21 protein-coding genes, 1 tRNA gene and 1 pseudogene are annotated in these 26,121 nt (G+C 36.6%); 16 read left to right on the plus strand and 7 right to left on the minus strand.

Annotation, left to right across the window (positions count from 1 at the left end; genetic code table 11):
- Positions 1-37 precede the first annotated feature (37 nt).
- Both A5819_RS13850 and A5819_RS13855 read right to left on the minus strand, forming a co-directional pair.
- Complete coding sequence (locus A5819_RS13850) at positions 38-475, minus strand: hypothetical protein (RefSeq protein ID WP_086279337.1); 438 nt, start codon at positions 473-475, stop codon at positions 38-40.
- A gap of 114 nt (positions 476-589) precedes the next feature.
- On the minus strand, positions 590-1,879 hold the full coding sequence (locus tag A5819_RS13855; RefSeq protein ID WP_086279338.1) for an NAD(P)/FAD-dependent oxidoreductase: 1,290 nt from the start codon (positions 1,877-1,879) through the stop codon (positions 590-592).
- A gap of 138 nt (positions 1,880-2,017) precedes the next feature.
- On the opposite strand from A5819_RS13855, the gene gdhA reads away from it, so the two are divergent.
- Together gdhA and A5819_RS13865 are read left to right on the plus strand one after the other, a co-directional pair.
- Entirely contained in the window at positions 2,018-3,364 is a 1,347-nt protein-coding gene (gdhA, locus tag A5819_RS13860) for an NADP-specific glutamate dehydrogenase (protein WP_086279339.1), read from the plus strand.
- Between the two features lie 208 nt (positions 3,365-3,572).
- A complete protein-coding gene (locus tag A5819_RS13865) occupies positions 3,573-4,922 on the plus strand; it encodes a glucose-6-phosphate isomerase (protein ID WP_086279340.1) in 1,350 nt (449 codons plus the stop codon).
- A gap of 54 nt (positions 4,923-4,976) precedes the next feature.
- On the opposite strand, the gene A5819_RS13870 is transcribed toward A5819_RS13865, so the two are convergent.
- Positions 4,977-5,804: a site-specific integrase gene (locus A5819_RS13870; protein WP_086279341.1), complete on the minus strand. Its 828-nt coding sequence runs from the start codon at positions 5,802-5,804 to the stop codon at positions 4,977-4,979.
- Between the two features lie 42 nt (positions 5,805-5,846).
- Between A5819_RS13870 and A5819_RS13875 the strand changes: the two are divergent.
- From A5819_RS13875 to A5819_RS13890, 4 genes and pseudogenes are all read left to right on the plus strand, one after another.
- Positions 5,847-6,200 (plus strand): annotated as a pseudogene (locus tag A5819_RS13875) (N-acetylmuramoyl-L-alanine amidase); the annotation flags it as partial.
- 170 nt (positions 6,201-6,370) lie between these two features.
- Positions 6,371-6,460, plus strand: coding sequence for a hypothetical protein (locus A5819_RS20125; protein ID WP_086279716.1), 90 nt, complete (start codon positions 6,371-6,373; stop codon positions 6,458-6,460).
- A 108-nt stretch (positions 6,461-6,568) separates the two neighbouring features.
- Positions 6,569-6,642: transfer RNA gene (locus tag A5819_RS13885), tRNA-Ile, on the plus strand.
- Between the two features lie 473 nt (positions 6,643-7,115).
- Positions 7,116-7,406, plus strand: a complete 291-nt coding sequence (locus tag A5819_RS13890; protein ID WP_086279342.1) for a hypothetical protein — start codon at positions 7,116-7,118, stop codon at positions 7,404-7,406.
- A 91-nt stretch (positions 7,407-7,497) separates the two neighbouring features.
- On the opposite strand, the gene A5819_RS20130 is transcribed toward A5819_RS13890, so the two are convergent.
- The 4 genes from A5819_RS20130 to A5819_RS13910 form a co-directional block, all read right to left on the minus strand.
- Positions 7,498-7,902, minus strand: coding sequence for an ArsC/Spx/MgsR family protein (locus A5819_RS20130; RefSeq protein WP_369596916.1), 405 nt, complete (start codon positions 7,900-7,902; stop codon positions 7,498-7,500).
- Between the two features lie 155 nt (positions 7,903-8,057).
- Positions 8,058-8,348 carry a hypothetical protein gene (locus tag A5819_RS13900; RefSeq protein ID WP_086279344.1) on the minus strand — a complete coding sequence of 97 codons (291 nt, stop codon included), beginning with the start codon at positions 8,346-8,348 and terminating at the stop codon, positions 8,058-8,060.
- On the minus strand, positions 8,335-8,493 hold the full coding sequence (locus A5819_RS19310; RefSeq protein WP_176271432.1) for a hypothetical protein: 159 nt from the start codon (positions 8,491-8,493) through the stop codon (positions 8,335-8,337). Before A5819_RS19310 ends, A5819_RS13900 begins: the two co-directional genes overlap by 14 nt.
- A gap of 775 nt (positions 8,494-9,268) precedes the next feature.
- The gene (locus A5819_RS13910) at positions 9,269-9,589 is read right to left on the minus strand and encodes a hypothetical protein (RefSeq protein WP_086279346.1); all 321 of its coding nucleotides are present in this window, start codon (positions 9,587-9,589) and stop codon (positions 9,269-9,271) included.
- 135 nt (positions 9,590-9,724) lie between these two features.
- On the opposite strand from A5819_RS13910, the gene A5819_RS13915 reads away from it, so the two are divergent.
- From A5819_RS13915 to pheT, 10 genes are all read left to right on the plus strand, one after another.
- A complete protein-coding gene (locus tag A5819_RS13915; protein WP_086279347.1) occupies positions 9,725-10,462 on the plus strand; it encodes a cyclase family protein in 738 nt (245 codons plus the stop codon).
- Positions 10,463-10,698: 236 nt separating this feature from the next.
- On the plus strand, positions 10,699-11,460 hold the full coding sequence (locus tag A5819_RS13920; RefSeq protein ID WP_086279348.1) for a (Fe-S)-binding protein: 762 nt from the start codon (positions 10,699-10,701) through the stop codon (positions 11,458-11,460).
- Between the two features lie 11 nt (positions 11,461-11,471).
- Positions 11,472-12,944, plus strand: a complete 1,473-nt coding sequence (locus A5819_RS13925; RefSeq protein WP_086279349.1) for a LutB/LldF family L-lactate oxidation iron-sulfur protein — start codon at positions 11,472-11,474, stop codon at positions 12,942-12,944.
- The gene (locus A5819_RS13930; protein WP_086279350.1) at positions 12,937-13,671 is read left to right on the plus strand and encodes a lactate utilization protein C; all 735 of its coding nucleotides are present in this window, start codon (positions 12,937-12,939) and stop codon (positions 13,669-13,671) included. The genes A5819_RS13925 and A5819_RS13930 overlap by 8 nt, the downstream gene beginning before the upstream one ends.
- A 152-nt stretch (positions 13,672-13,823) precedes the next feature.
- Positions 13,824-14,369 (plus strand): signal peptidase I, encoded by a 546-nt coding sequence (gene lepB, locus A5819_RS13935; protein ID WP_086279351.1) that lies wholly within the window; start codon positions 13,824-13,826, stop codon positions 14,367-14,369.
- Between the two features lie 130 nt (positions 14,370-14,499).
- Complete coding sequence (locus A5819_RS13940; protein ID WP_086279352.1) at positions 14,500-18,078, plus strand: PD-(D/E)XK nuclease family protein; 3,579 nt, start codon at positions 14,500-14,502, stop codon at positions 18,076-18,078.
- Positions 18,071-21,868, plus strand: a complete 3,798-nt coding sequence (gene addA / locus A5819_RS13945; RefSeq protein ID WP_086279353.1) for a helicase-exonuclease AddAB subunit AddA — start codon at positions 18,071-18,073, stop codon at positions 21,866-21,868. The genes A5819_RS13940 and addA overlap by 8 nt, the downstream gene beginning before the upstream one ends.
- A 65-nt stretch (positions 21,869-21,933) precedes the next feature.
- A complete protein-coding gene (locus A5819_RS13950; RefSeq protein ID WP_086279354.1) occupies positions 21,934-22,278 on the plus strand; it encodes a helix-turn-helix domain-containing protein in 345 nt (114 codons plus the stop codon).
- Between the two features lie 340 nt (positions 22,279-22,618).
- Complete coding sequence (gene pheS / locus A5819_RS13955) at positions 22,619-23,665, plus strand: phenylalanine--tRNA ligase subunit alpha (protein WP_086279355.1); 1,047 nt, start codon at positions 22,619-22,621, stop codon at positions 23,663-23,665.
- 6 nt (positions 23,666-23,671) lie between these two features.
- Positions 23,672-26,095: a phenylalanine--tRNA ligase subunit beta gene (gene pheT, locus A5819_RS13960; RefSeq protein ID WP_086279356.1), complete on the plus strand. Its 2,424-nt coding sequence runs from the start codon at positions 23,672-23,674 to the stop codon at positions 26,093-26,095.
- Positions 26,096-26,121: the final 26 nt, after the last annotated feature.

The following is a 26,121-nucleotide window of genomic DNA, read 5'->3' on the forward strand; positions in this document are numbered from 1 at the left end:
TTTTAGTTATCTATCGAAAAAGATCAAGCAGCAAGAATCAAGCGGGTTTAATACCACTGATAGACTTCAACAATGACTGTATTGGTCGGTTTGTTTCAACATTGAATTGATAAGAACGATAACGAAACAAATGGTTTAAAATGACAAAAGAAGTTATTTCAACTGCCAAAAAAACTTGAATAGAATTGATAGACAGACAAAGCAGAGAAATTGCTAAAAATAAGATAATGAATAAAGAGAATAATTGCTGAAGACGATAACTGTTTGTAATTGAAATTTCTTTGGTATCTGTTGTAACGACGACTTTTTGAGAAAAACGGAAAAGACCTTCTCTGAACTCAAGTGTATCACCTAATTCAACATCCATTTCTGTCGGAATATTGTTAAATAAATTTCCTTGGCGAATGCCATTTTTATAGACTGTAAAATAGCGGACACAACCCCAAGTAGTTTGTCTTTTTAAGTTAATTTTCATCCTAATCACCTCTTGAGATTAGTTTCTCATGAAAGTTGCTCATGAGAATCAAGCAAAAGGCTGATTTATTCCACATTTTTTCTCATGCTAAAGTCTTAGTACGAATTAAAAAGCTTAATCAGATTCTAGATCAGGTAAACAAGTATATTCGGCAATAGCGGCAGCATGGGTTCCTGCAACATGCCCTGTCACAAAAGCTGCTGTAACATTATAACCGCCTGTATAGCCATTAATATCTAGTAGTTCGCCAGCAAAGAATAAACCATTAACTAATTTACTTTCCATTGTTTTAGGTTGAATCTCTTTTAACGAAATACCTCCTCCAGTTACAAAAGACTTTTCAATTGGCAAAGTTTTTTCAGCAGTTATCTTAAAAGACTTTAATTGCTGGATAAATTGATCTAGTTGTTGATCAGAGACTTGTTTAGCTGAAAGATCAGACATGATAAGTTGGCTTAAAATAAAATCCATTAGACGTTCTGGAATAAAATTTTTCAAAGCATTTTTGACAGATTTTTCAGGTTGCTCGAAAAACTTTGTATTAACTTCTTTTTTCAGATTTTGCCTTTCTACTTCGGGGAACAGATCTAATTGTAAAGTAACGGGATGCTGTTCGTGTTTAGTCAGTTCTTGATTCACAAAGCTTGAACATCTTAAAGCAGCAGGTCCTGAAATACCAAAATGAGTGAAGAGCAAATCCATCTGATGTGTAACAACTACTTTGCCTTTCTCATTTAAAACAGAAAGAGCAATATTTTGTAATGAAAGTCCTTGTAGTGTTTTATCTTGAATAAAGTAATCATTTGAGATAATAGGTGATTCTGTGGCATATAGAGGACTGATGGTATGTCCAAGTCTTTTTGCTAACTTATATCCATCACCTGTGGAACCGGTAGAAGGATAGGTGCGTCCACCTGTTGTTAAAATGACACATGGTGCATAAATTTTTTCATGTTCCAATGCGATTCCAATCGTTTGACCGTCTTTGTGTAATACTTTCTCCACTTTTGCTTCCGTATAAATTGTCACACCAAGTTGTTCTAATTGGTTGAAGAGTGTTTCTACAATTGTTTTAGAACGATCAGTAACAGGAAACATCCGTCCATGATCCTCTTCTTTTAAGTGGGTGCCATTTGACTCAAAAAATTCCATAATATCATAATTATTGAATTGTGAAAAAGCACTATATAAAAATTTACCATTTCCTGGGATGTGGGCAATGATCTCATCAGCGGGTCGGTTATTAGTGACATTACACCGCCCACCACCAGTCAATAATAGTTTTTTTCCGACACGTTTGTTTTTTTCTATTAGTAAAGTTTTGCTGCCGGCTGTTGCTGCTGCGATAGCGGCCATCATTCCACTAGTTCCAGCGCCAACGACAATAACGTCATATAATTTCATACATTCTCCTCCGATTCAATGGTAGTTTAACACAATTTTCAAAACTTTTTCTACTTTTTTTGCAATTCATAGTAAAAAATTGTGGAAATTTTCAGAATTTAGGTTAAAATAGGATTATAACGATGAGAGGGTGATTAAATGGAAGCAAAACAGTACGTGGAAGAGATTCAAAAGAAGATTCATGAAAACGATCGAGGGCAAGTGGAATACTTGCAAGCAGTAGACGAATTTTTACCAACGGTTGAGGTATTCTTAAAAGAGAATCCAGCATTCATTGAAGCCAACATTTTAGGGGTTTTAATTGAGCCTGAACGAATGTTACAATTCAGAGTACCGTGGCAGGATGATCAAGGCAATTGGCGCGTAAACCGTGGTTACCGAGTACAGTACAATTCAGCGATTGGTCCTTATAAAGGTGGCTTACGTTTTCACCCTAGCGTGAATTTAAGTGTGATGAAGTTTTTAGCATTTGAACAAATTTTCAAGAATAGCCTAACTGGATTACCGATCGGTGGCGGCAAAGGCGGTAGCGATTTTGATCCTAAAGGGAAATCAGATGCTGAGGTCATGCGTTTTTGCCAAAGCTTTATGACAGAGTTGCAAAAACATATTGGACCAAGCACTGATGTACCAGCAGGTGATATCGGTGTAGGTGCACGGGAGATCGGTTACTTATTTGGGACGTACAAGCGCTTGAGAAATTACGATGCAGGCGTTTTAACAGGTAAACCGTTAGGGTACTGGGGAAGCCAGGCTAGAACGGAAGCAACAGGTTATGGCTGTGTTTATTTTGTAAAACACCTGTTAGCTGATGCAGATGATTCGTTTGCAGGTAAAAAAGTCGTTGTTTCAGGAAGCGGTAATGTATCAATCTATGCTATGGAAAAAGCGAAAGAATTAGGCGCAACAGTGTTAACGTGTTCTGATTCAAATGGTTTTATCTATGATCCAGCTGGTATTGATGTTGAATTAGTTAAAGAATTAAAAGAAAAAAATCGTGAACGAATTTCAAAATATGTTGAGACACACAGCGATGCTACTTACTATGATGGTCAGTCTGTTTGGGATTTCGAAGTCGCTTATGATATTGCTTTACCTTGTGCGACTCAAAATGAAATCAATGATCAACAAGCTGAACTCTTAGTGAAAAACGGCGCCCAAGTTGTGGCAGAAGGAGCAAATATGCCTTGTACACTAGCTGCTGTTGAAGTATTTGATAACGCTGGTGTTCTATATTGCCCAGGTAAAGCTGCTAATGCTGGCGGAGTAGCCGTTTCTGCATTAGAAATGAGTCAAAATTCAGAACGTTTATCTTGGTCTTTTGAAAAAGTTGATGGTATGTTAGACGACATTATGAAAAATATTTATGAAACTTGTCGTGATACGGCCAATAAATATGATGCCGCTAATAATTTTGTGCTGGGCGCGAATATTGCTGGATTTGAAAAAGTTGCAACAGCGATGCTTAGTCAAGGTTTAGTTTAATAGAGGATGGTTAAAAAAGAATGACCGTGATTTTTTCTCACGGTCATTCTTTCATTTTGGAAGAACCACTCAAAATTTGCATTAGAAAATTACCTTTTTAAGTGTTTTAAAATAAAATTGGTACAGACGTTCATAAATTGCTTGAAAAAAGGGTGAAAAGAACGTAAAGTAGATACTGTATTAAGTTTAATTTCAAGGAGGAGAAGGAATGTCACACATTCAATTCGATTATTCCAATTTGACACCATTTGTTGCTGATCATGAATTGGAATACATGCAGACACAAGTGACTGCAGTGGACAAAGCATTAAGAGAAGGAACTGGGGCTGGCAGTGATTTTACTGGTTGGATTGACCTACCAGAAAATTATGATAAAGACGAATTTGCCCGTATTAAAAAAGCGGCTGAAAAAATCCAATCTGACTCAGAAGTTTTAGTTGTGATCGGTATTGGTGGTTCTTACTTAGGTGCAAGAGCAGCTATCGAATTTTTACATCATTCATTTAATAATTTACTACCCGCAGATGAAAGAAAAACGCCACAAATTTTCTTTGCTGGAAATAGTATCAGCTCAACTTATTTAGCTGATTTGATCAATGTGATCGGTGACCGTGATTTCTCTGTTAATGTGATTTCTAAATCTGGAACAACAACAGAGCCAGCAATCGCTTTTAGAGTATTTAAAGAATTATTAGTGAAAAAATATGGTAAAGAAGAAGCAAACAAACGGATTTATGCTACAACGGATCGTGCCAAAGGTGCTGTTAAAGTTGAGGCTGATGCGCAAGGTTGGGAAACATTTGTGATTCCTGACGATGTTGGTGGTCGTTTCACTGTGTTGACACCAGTAGGTTTATTACCAATTGCCGTTAGCGGTGCTGATATCGATGGCCTAATGACAGGTGCTAATGACGCCCGTAAGGAATATGCTTCTACAACTGATTTAAGCAAAAATCAAGCTTACCAATATGCAGCGTTAAGAAATATTTTATATCGTAAAGGTAAAACAACTGAAATGTTGATCAACTATGAACCTGGGATGCATTATTTTTCTGAATGGTGGAAACAACTTTTCGGTGAATCAGAAGGAAAAGATCAAAAAGGTATTTTCCCAGCAGCTGCTGATTTTTCAACTGACTTACACTCAATGGGACAATACGTGCAGGATGGCATGCGCAACTTATTTGAAACAGTTGTAAAAGTGGAAACACCACGTCATGCTGTATCAATCCCTGAATTGGCTGAAGACTTAGACGGATTAGGCTACCTACAAGGCAAAGAAATCGACTTCGTCAATACAAAAGCCTTCCAAGGAACCTTACTTGCTCATACTGATGGCGGTGTGCCAAATATGATCGTTAAGATTCCAGCAATGGATGCTTACTCATTAGGTTATGTTATGTATTTCTTTGAGATTGCGGTCGGTATTTCTGGTTACTTGAATGGTGTGAATCCATTTGACCAAGAGGGCGTTGAAGCATACAAGAAAAATATGTTCGCTTTACTTGGAAAACCGGGCTTTGAAGATTTAGCGAAAGAATTGAATGATCGCTTATAGAACAACGTTTATATCGTGTTTGTAATAGTAAAAAGAATGCCACTAAAGCATGTGCTAAAATTGCTTTGGTGGCATTTTGGTGGCATTCGATTTAGTTTTGGTTTCCATATGGCTATCTAATTTATCCATAGCGCTCTGCTTTACTTCTTCTGTTATGTGAGTATAGATGAGGGTAGCGGTCGGATTTTTATGTCCTGGTATACCTTGTATATCTTCTAGACTAACTCCGGCTTGACGGAGTAGGACAGCATGCGTGTGCCTTAGATCATGAACCTTGATTTTAGGTAACTTTGCTTTTTTACTAATGCGTTCAAAAGCACCGTTTACCGTTCTGTCTGCTATCGGGTTGAAATTTTTGAAACAAAACACGAAATCTGTGTTAGGATATTTTCTTTCTGAGTAGAAGGGGAGATAGTTTTGTTGCCTATTTTTTAATTCTAGCAATGCTTGTTTCACTGTTTTTGACATTACAAGGGTTCTGAATCCTGATTCAGTCTTAGGTGTGGAAAGTTCAAGTTGTCCGCGCTTTTCTTTGCGATACAAACGTGTCTGATCAATTTTAATCGTATTCCTCAAGAAGTCCACATTACTCCATTGCAACGCCATTAACTCTCCTTTACGCATGGCAGTATAGATGGTGGTGAGAAAGAAGTAATAATATATATATTCATTTTCCTCTTTGGCATATGCTAAAAAAGTTTCGATTTGGTCTTTATTGAAATAGTGCAACTCCTTTTCTTTAGAAGTGATTGATTTCCTGAAATTAACACCGTTACAAGGGTTAATTTCAATCATGCCCAAAGAGATGGCTTTTTTTAATACATTATGCAAAGTCCCGTTTATTAATCTAATGGTAGTAGTGGCCAATCCAAGACCGTACAAATTATTAATGTACTCCTGGTGATCCTTTAGCTTATAATCAGATATGGATATTTGGCACAGTGGGGAGTAAGCAAAGCTCGTTTAGCACAAGTTTTAATGAACGGATTACCTGAAGATGGTAGAGAGACAATCGTTAAACCTAACAAGCCGAATACACCTAAATATAAAGTTGGTCAACATATTCGTTTTGCGTCAATTTACAATACTCCTGATGATCCGACAGAAAAGCATATCAATGCTGATAAAAAATGGACCCAAGTAGGGACTATCACTCAAAAACTAGACGGTCGTAAAAATCTTTACAAGGTCGAAAATAGCGGTAAGTTATTAGGTTATGTTAATGATGGAGATATCGTAGAAATTTGGAATCCCAGTCAACCTACTGCACCGTCTAAACCACAAGATTCTAATTTAGTTTCAATGGTTGGGACGTTTACGACTGATCAAAGTTTGACATTGTCACCAGATAGCACGGTTGAGAGTCCAGCATCAGCATGGTACGATCCGTTTGAGTCAATGGAGTATGATGGTTACGTCTTGCCAATGGTTATGCATGGGTTAGCTACATTGATTACGGTGGAAATCGTCGATACGTTGCCGTTGGTCCAGATGATGGACACGTGGACACGACCTGGGGGACTAGATTTTTTAATTAGACAATGCATATCATTTGAATTCAGTCGTAAACTAATATATTCTATTAATAAGGACATATAACTTTTACATCATTTCCTTGCCCATCTCTTTCGAGGTGGGATTTTTTAGGACCTTTAGCTCAGTTGGTTAGAGCAGACGGCTCATAACCGTCCGGTCGTAGGTTCGAGTCCTACAAGGTCCATTTTAATATCTAGTAGAAGTATCATTCGTTCTTTTTGACAATTCCGACAAATATTTATAAACTAAAAAATGGACACACCTATCTATGTGTTCGTCATAATCATAATGCCGCCCTTTCGTCGGGGCGGTTTTATTTAGCACTTGACTTTTAGGTACGCCTAACTTATTATAGGAGTATCTTCTTTCAGTGTAAGTCAGAAGATTCCCTAGAATAATTATTTATTGTTTGCCGTCTCTTAAGAGGCGGTTTTTTTGAGCATATAAATTTACTGGAATTAAGATTTTCGTTATATTATATACCTAAAGTAGTTAAAGGCACTGGTTGTGATTCCCGCAAAGATCACATTCCAGTGTTTTTTATTGAGCTTTTCATTTGAATAATTATATGTAGCTATATATATTTAAATGAACAGTTGGCTATAGGAATTAATCTTCGTTAAAAAAAATCCAATTCATTTTAAAGGAGAGGTCGAAATGAAGATGAGAGCTATTATAGTGTGCTTAATATCAATCTCTATAATGTTTTTGTTCTTTTTAGCGTTGGGTAATGAAATGAAATCTAACAAAGAAAAAAACTTTAGAATAAAGGCTGAGCTTTCACATGATCCTACTCAATATGAAGGACCTGATAATTATTTAATAGTATTCTCAGATACAGAATTGATTTCAGGAGGAAACTATAAAAATATTTCAGCAATATCAAACGAAGGAAGGATACTTACCACGATTCCAAAAAATGATAGAATAGAAAAGGAACAGAGATAAAAGTTGTAGTCAAAGAAAACTTTAAAGTTTCTAAAGTATATCCCTTCGAGATATTATCGGAGTATGTAAAAGAAGTTAATTTCGTAAATGATTAAATTGAAGCTAAGTCAAATCTCTCAATCCTCTTGGGTAAGAATCTCAAAAGCTCAAATTCATTATAACCTGTGACAATTCGGAATTCATCCACTAAAATAGGTGTCTGTATAACATATGGTTTATCATTAAGAAAAAATTTAAGTTCGTTTATATTTAGATGATTTATGAATTCGCAGTAAATGTTTTTATAATAAATATTTAGAAGTTCACTGGGACCATCTTCGATCATTCTCAAAAGTAACTTAATATCTTTTGATTTCATAGATTGAGGGGCAATACTTTTTTCGATAAAGTCAACATTGTTTTTTTCTAACCACTTTTTCGTTTTGATAGAAGAAGTGCAGTTTTGTGAAGAATAAACGGTTAAAATAATTACACAACCTTTCTTTAAGTTAAAAATAAAATACTATTAAATTCGGAGAATTGCAAGAGAAATAGCTTTTTTTATAAATTGGTCTATATGTATGCCCTTTAATATTGTGATATTTACTTTATTGGTCCGGCCGTGTTGGCTTAAAAATATGATAAAAACCTACTACTCGTTGAGTTGTAGGCTTAAGCAATTGACTTCATCGGTTTTAATATAAATTCTCGAACAAAACTGTCAGGATTTCTGACGGTAAACTTTTCTATCACAAGTTGATTTCTACTGTTATAGTGACCAAAGGTAGCAAGTTCAAATTTACCATCCTCAAGAAAAAGAATAAGGTTAGCGAGTTCTTTCTTGCTGACTAGGCAGTTAATGTCACCAGCGGTAGCATGTAGCGTAAAACGTACTAACATATTGGGAAACGACTTTATAACCCTGATCTTATCTACTACTCCTACATAACTATTCTTTTGCATAATATTCGCCCTCCTCAGCGTTTAAGTAAAAAACAAACTTATCTAATCCGATCTCATTAATTAACCGTTGTCCACAGCCCCATATGTACGACTGGAATTCTTGATAGGTCAGTAATCCAGCTTCATATTCATCGATTAAATTCACGATTCCGCACTCTCCCAATCATCGTAGATATATTCAACTTTCTTCTTTTGCATTTTAAAGTCTGTTTTCTGATAAACTTTTTTACTCGATAAAGTTAGATATTGATAGGGGTCTACGTATTCAAAAACAATAAAATGATCAATTTTTTTCAGCGGAAATGCTATTAAGTAATCTCTTTTTTTAATCTTGGGAAATGACCAGAAATTGTATACAGTACCCTCGATATTAATCCGCTTGGATGACACTTTACGGAACGGGACCAGATGCAACGAGTAAAAATATTGCGCTGGTCTTATATGATCCTTTAAATGCACAGTTTTTACATATCTCATTATCATCACCTAAATACATTATACAAACGTTTGTTCGTGTTTGTCTAGCATGAGATATTTAGCCTTCAGTAAAGTAAGATATAATACATATGATTGATAATTTTTGGTGGCATTTTGGTGGCATATTTTGATAAAAGTGGCAATAAAAAGATTTATATGATAAAAGTAGATAACGGAAACGCCTATAAATAGCCATTCATGACTACTATGATAGTTATAATAAAAGAATAACTTATGAGAAAAATATGTTCGCTTTACTTGGAAAACCGGGCTTTGAAGATTTAGCGAAAGAATTGAATGCACGTCTGTAATCAATATGATAAATTATGTACCGCTAGCAGGAACCTAGAATCTTGCTAGCGGTATTTTTTATTGAGTTCAGAGGACGATGAAAGTTGTAAAATAAAAAAAGCACAAAACTAAATTGTAGTTTTGCGCTTTTTTTATTTGAAATCATCATCTTTTGGATAAGGAAGAATCTGTAAAGGATCTTCCTCTTCAATAATATCTTGAGAATGTGAATTCTGCTCATACTCTGTTCTGAATTCATTATGATAATCTGAATTATTTTGCCTAAATTGCTGCTCTGATGGAGGCGTAGGGGTGTTTTGAGCTAATCGCTCTCTAGCAGCTTCTTCAGCTTGATGTATCTTGTTATGACGCGGTTGCTTATTACCTCCTGTAAACGTTAAATAAATAATTAATGCAATCATAATAATTGTTACTATAATTAAACCAATAAACATGCCGAATGAAATAAACATAATGCTATCCCTCCTTTGTTCAATCTATACTCCATCAGTTTATCAAAAGATCCGTATACAGTCATCTATTTTTCTTGTATATTAGTAATTAAGTTTGATTATTATAAAAAATAGGGAATTCATGGGGGAATAGAGATGAATACATTGGACGCAATGAATTATTTAAAGAAGAAAAAGTGGATTGATTTAAGTCATGAGATACATGAGTCAATACCTAGGTTCGGAGCTTTTAACGGATCTCAAGAAAAAACGTTATTTACAATTAAAAAAGATGGCTTTTTTGCTAAAGAATATACCTTGCCAACGCAATATAGTACACACATCGATGCGCCTATACATTTTGCTGAAGGAAAACGTTACTTACATGAAATTAAATTAAAAGAATTAGTTTTACCATTGTATGTGATTCATAAAGAAGACGTTGTTCAAAATAACCATGATTATTGTTTGACGATTCAGGATATACTTGATTTCGAAGCAGAATTTGGTTCGATTCCAGAAGGTTCTTTTGTTGCGTTTGCAAGTGGTTGGTCAAGTCGCTGGAAATCTACAGAAGCCTATTATAATTGTGATAAAGAAGGGGCAGCTCATACACCAGGATGGAGTCTAGCAGCGTTGAAATATTTAAGTGAGATAAGAAATGTTACGGCGATTGGGCATGAGACTTTGGATACGGATAGTGCTGCTGATTTCAGAAAAAATCAGGGATTACTAGGTGAATATTATTGGTTGAAGCAAAATAAGTATCAAGTCGAAGTGATGCGGAATCTGAATCAAGTGCCTGCTGTTGGGAGTGTGATTGTAACTAGTTTTCCTAATCTACTAAATGCTCCAGGTTTCCCTGTACGTTCAATTGCACTATTACCAGATTAAATGAAATGTTAGTATGCGAAAAAGCATACTGAAATCGATTGCTAAATAGCCATATTCTTGATAAAATTATTCTTGTATAATAATTGTTACAAAATGATTTTGATTATAAGTTGTATGATGACTGGACTAGTGATCGACTTTTACCTAGGTAAAAACGAATGTATATGCCAACGTTATTTTTGACTATATAGATGACTGCTTTGTCCTGCTCGCACAACTTACGAGGAGGGCTTTTTTTGAAAGTAAGCATTTTTTCTACTTGTGTTGTTGATTTACTATTTCCAAATGTGGGACAGGCGATGGTAGAAGTTTTGGAGCGGTTAGGTTGCGAAACAACGTTCCCAGATAAGCAAACTTGTTGCGGACAGCCAACTTATAATAGTGGCTATGTTGAAGAAAGTTATGCCACGCTGAAAAATCAAATCGATTGTTTTGAAGATGCAGAGTATGTGGTGGGACCTGCTGGATCATGTGTGGGAATGCTAAGAGAGTATCGTCACTTTTTAAAAGACGATCCTATTTATGGCCCCAAAGCGGAAGCTCTAGCGGCTAAATCATTTGAATTTAGCCAATTTCTATACCGAGTTTTAGGCGTCACTGATGTTGGCGCAACGTTAAATGCCAAAGCAACTTATCACCGTTCATGCCACATGACCAGAATTTTAAAGGAACGTGAAGCACCATTTATCTTGTTAGACCATGTAGCAGGCTTAGAGATGATTCCATTAAATCATATTGAAAATTGTTGTGGATTCGGCGGTACCTTTTCAGTAAAAATGCCGGAAATCTCTGAACAAATGGTTACAGAAAAAATGAATGATGTGATCGACACTGGCGCTGAAATTTTAATTAGCGCAGATATGGGCTGCCTAATGAATATTGGTGGGAAGTTCAATCGAGTCGGTAAACCAATCAAAATTATGCATATTGCAGAGGTTTTAAATCAACAGGTGGATAAGAAACGAATGGATCAACCAAAAATAATGACGGTCATTTAGGGGGAAATAGTGTGGGATTAACGACTAGTACGAAGCCTTTCAAACAACGATTAGAAGAGAGCAAAAACGATGTTTTCATGCAAAAAGCTGTAGCAAAAGCACAAGATGATCAGTGGATCAAACGAGAAGGCGCAAGAGCAGAACTCGGTCACTGGGAGCATTGGCGAGAACTTGGAGAACAAATCAGGCAGCATACGATTTCGTATTTACCAGATTATCTAGAGCAGTTTAGCGATATGGTTGCTGAACAAGGTGGAAAAGTCTTTTTTGCTCAGACAGCGGAAGAAGCAACGGAATATGTAAAACAAGTGGTTTTAGAGAAAAATGCAAAAAGAGTAGTGAAATCAAAATCAATGGTAACCACAGAAGTTGATATTGATCCTATGTTGTTAGAGCTAGATGGTGTCAGTGTTATGGAGACAGATTTAGCGGAATTTATCTTGCAAATGGATGATTGGGATGAGCCTTCTCATATTGTTTTCCCTAGCATTCATAAAAATCGCGAGCAAATTCGGCAAGTTTTTGCAGAAAAATTAGGGTATAAAGGGGATAACGATCCAGTTAACTTAGCTCGATGTGCTAGAGAGGTTATGCGTAAGTTTTTCTTGGAAGCGGAAGTAGGAATAACAGGGTGTAACTTTGCGATTGCTGACAGTGGCTTAATCAATCTGAATACGAATGAGGGGAATGCTGATTTAACAATAAGTATCCCTAAAACACAAATCGTCTTGATGGGGATGGAGCGAATCGTACCCAGCATGAGGGAGGTTGAGGTGCTAGATAACCTCTTAGCTAGAAGTGCTGTTGGACAAAGTTTAACAACATATGTCACTTTTGCTGGTATCAAAAAAAAAGATGAATCAGATGGTCCTGAAGAGTTTCATGTTGTGATTTTAGATAATGGTCGTTCTAATGCGTTAGGTACAGCTTTTGAACCTGTTTTACAGTGTATTCGTTGCGGTTCTTGTTTAAACGTTTGTCCAGTATATCGCCATATTGGCGGTCATGGTTATGGATCAATTTATCCTGGCCCGATTGGCGCGGTGTTATCCCCAGTGTTAGGCGGCTACAATCAATTTGGAGAGTTACCGTATGCCTCTAGTCTTTGTGGTGCGTGTACGGATACTTGTCCAGTGAAGATTCCATTACATGAATTATTGATCGAGCATCGACGTGTAATGACCGATGAATTAAAGATGCAACATGGCTTTGATGATTTTCAAATGCGGGTTGTAGGAAAAGCGACAGCAACGCCAAGCTTATTTAAAACAGCCATGAAAGTCGATCATATGGGATTAGCACCATTAAGTAAGAAAAAAGGAATTACTGTAGATAATATGTTCCAGTACGGTGGCTATGTTGCAAAAGGACCAGGTCTTGTGAAAGGTTGGACAGATGTTCGTGATTTACCACGTCCGCCAAAAAGTTCAGAAAATTTTAGAAGCTGGTATAAAAAGCATAAAGCAGGTGAACAAAATGACTAATGCCAATATACAAAATAGAGAGTCTTTCTTAAATAAGCTGACGGAAAAACTTGGTACAAAACGTCAAGACACTTTAGAGCATCCATTCAAGCCAATTAATGATTTGCCCGAAACAACGCTTGCAGATAAATCTCAAGATGAATTGTTAGAAATTGCTAAAGCACGAGTAGCGAAAATCAATACCACTCTTGTTGAAACTACGAAAGCCAACTTAAAAGAAACGATCGATCAAATGGTAGAATCATTTGGAGGCGGGAAAATAGTGCTGCCGATTGATGACCGATTTGCAGAATTTGGCTTGCAACAGTTTATACCAGATCAAGAATCAGAAGCAATGCAGGATGAACTGTTACTGTTTTGGAAACCCGGACCAGAGTATAGAGAGACTAATATAGCAACTGTAGCAACTGCTAACATTGCAATAGCTTTTGCCGAATTTTTATTGGCTGAATCAGGCTCGATCGTTGTTGAAACCAATGCAGGTCAAGGTCGTTCATTCCATTTCTTGCCACAACACTATATTTCAATTATCCCAATGAGTAAAATTGTACCTCGCTCTACTCAAGCCGCGGCGTACTATGGAGAGAAACAGAAAAATGGTGAGAAAATCGGATCAGCGATTCATTTTATTTCAGGACCTTCCAATTCGGGTGATATAGAAATGCAATTGGTTGTTGGATTACATGGCCCTTTAGCTGTTTGTTATATCGTTGTAAAAGATATGTAAGGTTAAAATGGTCTTAGCTTTTTAACTTCATTCCCAAAATAATTGAATATATGAAATCTTAAGAGAAATGCTAAAAATTTACCCAAAAAGGAAACAAATCTGTAGAAATTTCTTGGTCTGTGGTAAACTATAGAAAGCAAGTTTTTGGAGGAATGAATTTGAAATCTAAAGAGTTATTAAATACTATATTATTTTTTGTTGGTCTAGCAGCGTTGCTATTTTTATTAAGGCAGTTTGTTTTTACCCCAGTTGTGGTCAAAGGGCATTCGATGGATCCAACATTAGCAGATGGTGAACGTGTGATTGCATTAAAAAATACTGAAATCAAACGCTTTGATATTGTGACGTTCCCAGCACCAGATGAACCGAAAAAAAGTTACATTAAACGCGTGATCGGTTTACCAGGAGATACCGTGGAATACAAAGCTGATGTTCTGTATATTAATGACAAAGAAGTAAAAGAACCCTATTTGGATGAGTTTAAAAGCGCAGTAACAGATGGTTCACCCTTGACGCTTGATTTTACTTTAAGTGAAGTCACTGGTGAGAAAAAAGTCCCTGAAGGGGAATATTTTGTGATGGGAGACAATCGCAGAAATTCAAAAGATGGACGAATGATCGGATTTATCAACAAAAAAGATATATCAGGTGATGTTAAATTCGTCTTATGGCCATTAAATCGTTTCGGTACCATCTAAGTATTGGTTATATAATATAAAAAAGTTCTCTTTTAATTAAGAGGCTTTTTTTGTTGGACAATGAAAGGCGTGTTCAAGGTGATTTTATGATAAACTAAGAAGGTAAGACTGAAATAAAGGATGTGATGAAATGAGTTTGCAGTTTATTCGAGGAACAGCTGAGATGGACTTGGAAGAGGCGCTTTTGCAAACATCTGTTCAGTGGTTAGCTGAAGATGATGCACATGAAGTTTTCTATTTAGTGCCCAACCATATGAAGTTTGAACAAGAAATCAATGCCCTTAAACGCATTAAAATCATCCAAAATAATCAAAGTGATTCTATCGCAACAATGCGTTTTCAAGTGTTTAGCTTTTATCGATTGGCTTGGTATTTTTTACAGCATACTCAATTTTACAGTTCAGAAGTACTTACTGAAGCTGGAGCTGCAATGGTTTTTAGAAAAATCTTATCGGAAAACGAGGAAGCATTAAAGGTTTTTCGTGGAGAAGTCAATAAATCAGGGTTTATTCAGCAATTATTTGATCTGTATCAGGAAATAAAAGAAGGCAATGTTGATTTAGACGACTTATTTGCTCATTTATCAGGAGCAAATTCAGATAGTAAAGAGCAAGATCTACAATTAAAAATCCAAGATATTAAATTAGTTTTTTCAAAATTTGAAGAAACTATGAGTCAGTACGGCATAAAATCAGCAGAAATCATCAATTATTTGACGGACTATTTAGAAACAAAAGACTTAAGTCACGTTCTATTTGTAGTCAATGGATACCATAATTTTTCTGCTAGAGAGCTAAAATTGCTCGATACATTGATGCGTCGTGGTGGTCAAGTCAAAATATCTTTGGTTTTAGATAAAAAATACCCAAATGACGTGCCGCAGTTGATGAATTTATTTTACGAAACGGGTACGACTTATTATAAACTTTATCAGTTAGCTAGAAATTCTAATGTAGCAATATTACCTGACTATGTTGAACAAAAGAAAAGGTTGCTTAAAAATGACAGCCTTCAAACACTGGAAAAATATTGGGTTAATGCCCAAGAAAGTCATCCGAAAAAAGCAAAAGAAAAGATCAATGATGATCATCTTCAGTTTTGGTGTGCAGAAAATCCTAAAGAAGAAATCAATCATATTGCAAAGGAAATCAGAAGATTAGTTGCTGAAGAAAATTATCGGTATAAAGATATTCAAGTGCTAACACGAGAATTGGACAGCTATGAAACCATGATCGAACCGTTATTTTCCATGCATGAAATCCCTGTCTATTTGGATCGAGATATGGCGATGGAACAGCATCCGTTAGTTGAATTTATTCAATCATTATTTGCAATCAATAGTTACCATTACCGTTATCGAGATGTCTTACGCTTTTTAAGAACAGAACTATTTTTTCCTATAGAAGATCAAATGACTATGGAAGAATGGAAAATACAGCGCAATGAATGGCGGCGGAAAATCGACCTAGCTGAGAATGTTGTCTTGGCTTATGGTTATGAGGGATATCATTGGGAAAAAGATAAGGACTGGCATTTTATCCGCTATGATTTTGAAGCCGAACAACAAGACGACACAGAATTGATTGAAAAAGATGCCAATGCTGTGCGAAATAGGGTCCAACAAACAGTACCAGCTTTTTTCAAACAAATGCAAAAAGCGCATAAAGGGATCGAAGCGGCGGATTATTTCTATCGATTTTTAGTCAATAATGGTATCGAAAAGCAATTGATGATGTGGCGGAATCAAGCCATTGAGAGCGGTCAATTAGAAGCAGGTCGCAACCATGAGCAGACCTGGGAAGCTTTAATGACGTTACTGGATGAATACGTCACGATTTATGGGGATGAAGCATTTGATCTCTCAGTATTTGAAGAAATTTTTTCTAGTGGTTTAGAAGGTTTACGCTATAATAAAGTTCCCACAGCGATCGATCAAGTTCAAATTCGTTCACTCGATCTAGCACGACCCGGACAAGCCAAAATCGTTTTTGCAATTGGTTTGACAGATCAAGTTTTACCACAAAAATTTGATAATAAGACTTTACTTTCCGATGAAGAGCGCCAATATGTGAATGGCTATCTAGAGGAAGGGCAGTTTTTACTAAATGATACTAGAAAAAGCATTGCCAAAGAGCCATTTACGGCTTATATCATGTTTGCTTCGGCAACAGATCGGTTGTATTTTTCTTACCCAAGTGTAAAAGATACTGCTAAAGACGTTAAAGTCTCAGCATACTTAATGAATATTCAAAAAGATTTAGGCGTACAAATACAATTAAAAAATGCACTGACAATATTAGATAACGAACAAATTAGTATAGAGCATGTAGGGACTTATCGAACATTGATCAGTGATTTAACGAACTTAAAGCGTCAGAAAAAAGAAACACAGGAAGGCATCCTAGCTTTTTGGCTTACTTTGGAACGCGAATTAATGAAACAGGAACAAGCGAATTTGGCTCACCGTGTTTTTGAAAGTTTAGGCCATCAAAATCTGCCAGAAAACTTAGAGGAACAGCTAGCTGATGAATTATATACAAAACATATTTATACATCCGTTTCCAGAATGGAAAGTTTCTATCGTTGTCAGTATCAATATTTTACTCGATTTGGTCTAGGTCTAAAAGAAAGAGATGTTTTTGGGCTGACACCTGCTGCAACAGGAGATTTTTTCCATGAGGCACTAGATCAGTTTTTCAAATTATTGATTACGCAAAATAAGCAGCTATCTGAATTGACTGATCGTGAAGTGAACGAATTTACAGAACAAATCCTTAATGCCGTATTTGGTGAGATCAAATTTTCGATTCTTGATACGTCAAGTCGGATGAATTATATTCGCTATCAATTAGGTCAAACGATCAAAAAAGTTAGTTGGGCTTTAAAACGTCAAAGTGAGCGTAGTGGGATGTCGACGGTTCAGACAGAAGTTTTGTTTGGTCAGATTGCCAGTCAAAAGGGAATCAAGGGCTTAGAATTGCCACTTGATAACGGTGGTAATATCAGTGTCAGAGGGAAAATCGACCGTTTAGATCAATTAGTGACACCAGATTCTTTATATTTAGGTGTTGTTGATTATAAATCAAGCCACAAAAAATTTAATATTACAGAAGCTTACTATGGTTTAGCGATGCAAATGTTGACCTATTTGGACGTCGCGTTGATGGATGCTGTGAATCTAGTCGGTCAATCAGCTAAACCAGCGGGCTCATTCTACCTACATGTTCATAACCCGATTCTTCCTTATGAAACAGAAGATAAGAAAGAACAGCAGCTTTTAAAGAAATTCCAATTTGACGGACTGTTATTGAATGATCCCGTTTTGCTTGAAAATCTGGATAAAAGTCTACAAGCTAAACAAAGTTCGCTGATTTTTCCAATTGAAGAATCTGCTAAAGAAATTATTAAACCAGGACGCCGCCAAGAAGATAAATTTGTGACAGAGCCTGAATTAGATGCCTTATTGATTCATAACCGCAGCAAGTTTATCGAAGCAGGTAATAAAGTTACCAGTGGCGAAATTGATTTAAACCCAGCTTATCAAGGCAAAGAGCGAATTGCTTGCCGTTACTGTCCGTTTAGGAGTGTTTGCAATTTTGATGTTATGTTAAAGGAGAATAACTATAATCGAATTGAAACATTGACGAAAAAAGAAGTAATGGATCGTTTACTTGAAAATGAGTCGGAAGGAGGAACTATTGATGAGTAAGACTATCCCGTTACGTCCAGAAAATGAGCAATTTACTGATAATCAATGGCAAGCCGTTTTTGATGGTGATGAAAACATTTTAGTTTCTGCTTCTGCTGGTTCTGGAAAAACAACGGTTCTAGTACGCAGAGTTATCGAAAAACTCAAAAGTGGTGTGAATATCGATCGCTTGTTGATCGTAACCTATACAGAAGCGGCCGCAAAGGAAATGAAAGAAAGAATCCAAGCAGCATTACAAAAAGCAATTACAAACGAGAGTGAGCAAGAGAAAAAAAACCATTTTATTAAACAGTTGACCTTGCTTCCAACTGCCAATATCAGTACGCTACACGCATTTTGTTTAACAGTGATTCGTCGTTTTTATTATCTGATCGAAATGGATCCAGTTTTCCGACTATTGACAGATGAAACGGAAATGTTACTTTTGAAAGAAGATGTTTGGGATGGACTTAGGGAACAATTTTATGGTGAAAACCAAGAAGCTTTTTTTCAGCTGACAAGTAATTTTTCCAATGATCGTAGTGATGATGGACTGACTCGATTAATCTTTTCCCTGTATGATTTTGCCCGTGCTAATCCTGATCCAGAGGAATGGTTGACCCATTTAGCTGACAGCTATCAAGTGACTGGGCAGTTAGGTGACTCGGTGCTATTCCAAGACTATTTGAAACCTCAAGTTATGGAAAGTCTATTCCGTTGTGTAGAGCGTTACGAAGAGATGATTCGTTTAACTGAAGGAGAAGAAAAGCTAGAAAAAATTGCAAATCTTGCTAGAAATGAAAAAGAATTTGTGGAAACATTCAGTAGCCAGTTAGCAGATAATGATCTAGAATCAGGCTTTGACGTTTCAAAAACAATCACATTTGAACGTTATCCAACGGTGCGAGTAGAAGAATTAAAAGAAACTGCCGCACAAGCCAAAAACTTACGAGAACAAAATAAAAAAGCAATCAATGCTATTTTAGAGAACCTATTCACTTTATCACCAGAGGAAATGAAAGGAATTTTAGACCGTTCTCAACCACTAGTTGAGGAAATGGCACAAGTTGGAAAAGCCTTCATTGATACTTATAGCCAACAGAAACTAAAAAAAGGGTTAGTTGATTTCAATGATTTGGAACATTTCACCCTGAATATATTAGCAAAAAAAGAGGCAAGTGAGTGGCTCCCAACAGAAGCATCAAACTATTATCGTGAGAAGTTTGATGAAGTATTAGTTGATGAATATCAAGACATTAATCGATTACAAGAAACAATTCTTTATTGGTTAAGAAGACCAACGGCTTCTGAAGGAAACCTGTTTATGGTTGGTGATGTTAAGCAGTCGATCTATTCATTTCGTTTAGCTGACCCAACCTTATTTATCGAAAAATACAATCAATATGGAGCAAATAAAGAGGGAAAGCGAATCGTTTTAGCCGAGAATTTCCGCTCTAGAAGGAATGTATTAGATTTTACCAATTTAGTTTTTGAACAATTGATGGATGAACGTGTCGGACAAATCGCTTATGATGAAGCAGCTAAACTCGTTCATGGTTTTGATCAGTTTGCAGAAGCAGAAAATTATGATACCGAACTGTTGATCTATGAAAAAAAATCAGAACGTGTGGAGGAAGTACTCGGACTGGACGATTCTCAGCTGATTTTGGAAGATAAAACAGAAGGCGAATTGCATATGACAGCGCTGAAAATCAGAGAATTGATCGATAAAAACTTTTTGATCTATGACAAAACAACAAAAGAAAATCGACCATTGACTTATAAAGATATTGTATTGTTGACGCCAACTAAAAAAAATAATTTGACGATTTTAGAGATATTTAAATTAGCAGGTATCCCAATCCAAGTAAACGATGCCCAAAATTATTTTCAAGCAACCGAAATTCAGACAATGGTGGCTCTTTTGCAAATTATTGACAATCCCTATCAAGATATCCCCTTGGCCGCGGTGTTGCGTTCGCCAATTGTAGGATTAAAAGAAAATGAATTAGTAACGCTTCGGTTAGCTGCTAAAAAAAGTTCTTATTATGAAGCGTTCCTGACCTTTAATCAAATTGAGGCGAAAGAGTCAGCTCAATTGGCATTGAAAGAAAAAACACAGGCATTTGCAGCTCAACTTGAACAATGGCGCGAAATGGCACGAAGAAATCAATTAGCAACTTTAATCTGGCAAATTTATCAAGATACGGCTTATTTAGATTACGTAGGCGGTATGCCAGCGGGGAAACAAAGACAGGCGAATTTATTTGCATTGATCGATCGAGCCGCCAGTTATGAACAAACCAGTTTCCGTGGCCTATTTCAATTTGTTCGGTTTATTGAAAAAATGCAGGAAAAAGATAAGGACTTAGCAGAACCTGTTATTTTGAGCGAAGAAAATGCTGTTCGCGTTATGACGATCCACGCTAGTAAAGGATTGGAATTCCCAGTTGTTTTCATTTTAGATATGACAAAAGAGTTCAACCTTGGCGATCTGAATGAACGGTATATCTTTGACGACCGACTTGGTGTTGGGATTCGTTATTTGGATCAAACAGATCGGATGCTTTATGAGACATTGCCGTTTTTAGCAATCAAGCAGGCAAAATTAAAAAAATTACTCTCAGAAGAGATGCGCAAATTGTATGTAGCGTTGACTCGTGCAGAACAAAAGCTTTATCTTGTGGGGTCATATAACAATCAAGAAGCAACATTTAAAGAGTGGCTGAAAGTGGCTGATGTTCAAACTAAAGTATTACCAAGCGAAAATCGGTTACAAGGAAAGAGTAGTTTGATGAACTGGGTGGGAATGAGTTTGGTTCGTCATCAGAAAATGGCTGAATTCCAATCGGCGTTTACAACTGAAAAAATTGTGGGAATCACACAACATCCAGCGGGATTCTCGGTTTCATTCATGACTGAACAAGCCATCCAAGAACAATTTGCTGCCCTTCAATTTATCGATACAGGTTTGAGTAAAGCCGAAAATTCTAAAAGTAGTGATCCTAAATTAGTAGAGCAAGGGTTATACCGTTTAAATTATGATTATCCCTACCAGCTCTCAACCAAAACGACTAATTACCAATCAGTATCAGAAATCAAACGTGTATTTGAAGACCCGGATAATAAAGAAATCGCTAAAATCGAAGTAGATGAAAAAAATACACTTCAGCCAACTCCAATGATCGTTCACCGAATGAGTGAAGGTGAGTTGGGGAAACCTAGATTTATTGAAACGATCCGAAAACCATCAGCAGTGGAGGTTGGTTCAGCAACTCATTATTTATTACAATTGCTGGATTTAAACGAAGAACCAACCAAAGATAGTATTACCCAATTGATCGAAGAATTAGTCCAAACGAAAATTATTCAAGAAAATGTAGCAAAACAAATCAAGATTGATCAGGTACTCTCTTTTTATCAGACACACTTGGGCCAACAACTGTTAGAAAATCCAACTAAAGTTTTGCGAGAACAACCATTTTCAATGTTGTTGAGAGCAGAAGAATTGATCAAAGATTATCCCAGAGAAACACAAGATGATTTATTGATCCATGGAATGATTGATGGTTATCTTGAACAAGACAACAATTGCATTCTTTACGACTATAAAACAGATTTTGTCCAAGATATCGAAAACGTCCAAGAGATCAAGAAAGTCATTCAGCGGTACCGTGGTCAGTTAAATTTATATCGAAAAGCACTTGCTCAAGCTACGAGCAAAGAGGTAAATAATGTTTTTCTAGTCTTATTATCTGCTGGTATCATTATCGATATGGATGAAGAACAGATCATTGAAAAAATGAAGTAAAACAAAAGCAAATCTACTTACAAATTGTAAGTTGTGTGCTATACTCAGTTCACGAGGTGAGGAAAATGGAGCAAGTAAAAACAACCGAATTTTCATTATGTCCTAAGTTTGAAAAAGCTTTTGCGATTTTAGGGAAGAAATGGAATGGTTTGATTATTGACGTCTTGTTGGAAAACGGTCCTCAACGATTTGGTGAGTTAAGACAAAAAATCCCTGAACTAAGCGATCGCGTATTAGTCGAGCGCTTGAAAGAATTAGAAGTTGAAGGGATCATCTCAAAAGCAGTTCGCTGTGACGAGAGTAGCCGTCTTGAATATTTTCTCTCAATCAAAGGCAAGGACTTACAACAAGCAATGGAACAAATCCAACATTGGGCAGAAAAATGGGTCACTGCTGAAGAATGCAGTTGACCTAAGACCTAATTTCTTGTAAACTGTAATCAATTGAATAGCAAAAAGCGTTGATGGAAAAGAGTAATTTGGCTGATACGAAAAGGGAAAACTTGTCTTAGACTGAAAACAAGTTACGTAATCGAAAAATGAAGTTCACTTCCGGAGTTTGTTTGTTCCAAGTGTTCAGACCGGTGAAAGCCGTTATAAGAATTGAGTGCATGATTTTTTGTCATGAAGTAGGATGGTAACACGATAGCTCGTTCCTTTAGATAGGAGCGGGCTATCGTTTTTTGTTTTATCAAGTACCTACAATTAATGTACTTAGTTCAATTATTATAGAAAAGAAAGGATTAGAAAAATGACATTAAAAGCTCAATTAGAAGCTTTAAGAGATGAAACATTGACGAATATTCAAAATGTAGCGGATCTTAAAGCCTTAAACCAAATCAGAGTGGAAACACTAGGTAAAAAAGGACCCATCACAGAAGTCTTGAGGGGAATGAAAGATTTATCAGCAGAAGAACGTCCAGTAGTGGGGAGCTTTGCCAATGAAATCAGAGATTTATTGACTGAAGCTGTTGAAACTCGCAAGGAAGTTTTAGAAACAGAGGCGTTGAATGCAGCTTTAGAACAGGAAACAATTGATGTAACATTACCAGGTAAACAGATGACACATGGCACTCGTCATGTGTTATCCCAAGTGATGGAAGAAATCGAAGATATTTTTGTAGGAATGGGTTATCAAGTTGTAGAAGGCTATGAAGTTGAGTCTGATCATTACAATTTTGAGCGGATGAATTTACCAAAAGATCACCCAGCACGTGATATGCAAGACACGTTTTATATCTCAGATGATATCTTGATTCGCACCCATACTTCTCCTGTACAAGCAAGAACGATGGAAAAACATGATTTTTCAAAAGGTGCACTCCGCATGATTTCTCCTGGGAAAGTATTCCGTAGAGATACAGATGATGCAACACATAGCCACCAATTCCATCAAATCGAAGGGCTAGTTATCGATAAAAATATTACAATGGGTGACCTAAAAGGCACATTAGAAGTTGTGATGAAAAAAATGTTTGGTGAAGATCGTAAGATTCGTCTGCGCCCAAGTTATTTTCCGTTTACTGAGCCTTCCGTTGAAGTGGATGTTAGTTGCTTCAAATGTGGTGGTGCAGGCTGTAATGTCTGTAAACAAACTGGCTGGATCGAAATTTTAGGTGCCGGCATGGTTCATCCAGATGTTTTATCGATGTCAGGTATTGATCCAAAAGAATATACTGGTTTTGCTTTCGGTTTAGGGCCAGATCGTGTTGCAATGTTGCGTTATGGCGTTAACGATATTCGTAATTTCTATCAAAATGATTTACGTTTCTTAAATCAGTTCAAGGTAAAGGAGTAGTCGACGATGTTAGTTTCTTATAAATGGTTAAGTGAATATTTAGATCTATCAAAAATCTCAGCAAAAGAATTATCTGATCAAATGTCTTTGACAGGGATCGAAGTTGAAGGCGTTGAAGTTCCAGAAGATGGTTTGAAAAAAATCGTCGTTGGTGAGGTCAAAGAATGTGTTCCTCATCCTAATTCAGATCATTTATCGATTTGTCAAGTGGATATCGGTGAAGCAGAATTATCCCAAATCGTTTGTGGTGCACCGAATGTCAAGGTCGGTATCAAAGTAATTGTGGCCTTGCCTGGTTCTCGAATCACTGGTAATCAAAAAATCAAAAAAGGTAAAATGCGTGGTGAAGTGTCAAATGGGATGATTTGTTCTTTACAAGAATTAGGTTATTCCGATAACGTAATCCCGAAAGCCTATTCGGATGGAATTTATTACATGCCAGCTGACGCAGTTAATGGCGATGATGTTTTTTCATACTTAGATATGGATGATCATATTATCGAATTATCAATCACGCCAAATCGTGCAGATGCATTGAGTATGCGTGGTGTTGCGTATGAAGTTGGGGCGATTTACCGTCAAACACCCAAGTTTAATGATGAGCCCTTAAAAGAGGATACAAGTGAAACAGCTGCAGATTACATTTCTGTGGAAGTGACCGACAAAGAAGATACACCAGCCTACCAAATCAGAGTCATCAAAGATGTAAAAATCGCTGAGAGCCCACTATGGCTGCAAACACGTTTAATGAATGAGGGGATTCGCCCAATCAATAATGTAGTTGATATCACAAACTATATTCTTTTATTATTCGGACAACCGTTACATGCGTTTGATTATGATAAACTAGCAAGTAAAACTATTTTAGTAAGACGTGGTAAAACAGGTGAAGAAATCGTCACGTTAGATGGCGAAACACGCAAAGTATCAGAAGGAAATATCGTCATCACAAATGGGCAAGTTCCTGTTGCTTTGGCTGGAGTTATGGGTGGAGCCGACTCAGAAATTACTGATGAAACAACAACTGTAGCTTTGGAGTCAGCTTTGTTTAATTCATTATCCGTTCGTAGAACGTCAAAAGAGTTCAATTTGCGGAGTGAGTCTTCTAGCCGATTTGAAAAAGGAATCAATCATGCAACGATTGGTGAAGCAGGGGATGTGGCTGCTGCAATGATTGCTAAATTAGCTGGAGGAACAGTAGTTTCAGGTAAAGCGATTGGCTCAGAAGTAAGACTTGAAGAGGTTATTGTAAGTGTGACGATTTCAAGAATCAATGAATATCTAGGGACTAAAATGGATCAAGCAACGGTCAGTGAAATTTTTGACACACTAGGTTTTGACTATGTACTTGATCAAGAGAAATATACTGTGACAGTTCCCCCTAGACGCTGGGATATTAAGATCGAAGCTGATTTGATCGAAGAAGTGGCACGGATTTATGGGTATGATAACTTACCTTCCACATTGCCAAAAGGTGAAACTGTGGCAGGTAGCTTAACGAGTGGACAACTATTAGTTCGTAAGATCAAGAGTTTACTTGAAGGATGCGGTGCCAGTGAGGCAATTAGCTATGCTTTGACAACTAAGGAAAAATCTCGTCAATTTATGATGAGAGAAAGCCAAACAACAAGTCTGCAATGGCCAATGAGTGAAGAGCGTTCTGTCTTAAGAATGAACTTGATTTCAGGATTATTAGATGACGTAGCCTATAATGTTGCCCGTAAAAACAACAATATTGCACTTTATGAGGTTGGACGAGTTTTTTATCAAGACAATGATCCTAAAAAAGAATTGCCTTATGAAGAGAACCATCTAGGGATCGTCTTATCAGGAAACAGTAAAGTGAAAGATTGGCAAACCAAGGAAACAACTGTTGATTTTTACACAGTGAAAGGGATGCTTGAAGAATTATTTGACTCTGTTGGGATTTTAAATAAAATTTCTTACGAAGCAACAAAAGAAAATCAAGATCTACATCCAGGAAGAACGGCTTTGATAAAATTGAATGATACGGTCATCGGATTCATCGGGCAAGTTCATCCAACTGTAGCAAAAGAATACGAGATTCCAGAAACATACGCCGCTGAATTAAATCTTCAAGCAATCATCGCAGAAGAAAATGACGCATTAGTGTATCAACAAATCTCAAAATTCCCAGCAGTTTCACGGGATATTGCTTTACTGGTCGATGAATCAGTAACAAGCCAAGAATTAGTAGGAACTATTTCCAAACATGCTGGAAAATTCTTGCAATCCGTTCACTTATTTGATGTTTATCAAGGAGAGAACATCGCTGAAGGGAAAAAATCAATGGCTTATAGCTTGACGTTTGTCAACGCTGAAGCAACATTGGTTGATGAAGAGATCAATCAATCAATGGAAAAAGTAGAAAAGGCATTAGTGGAGCAATTTGCTGTGAAGATTCGCTAAAAGAAAAAGTTCCGCAAAACTTAAAT

It is taken from the genome of Enterococcus sp. 7E2_DIV0204, assembly GCF_002140855.1.
In the GTDB taxonomy this organism is placed as follows: domain Bacteria; phylum Bacillota; class Bacilli; order Lactobacillales; family Enterococcaceae; genus Enterococcus_L; species Enterococcus_L lemimoniae.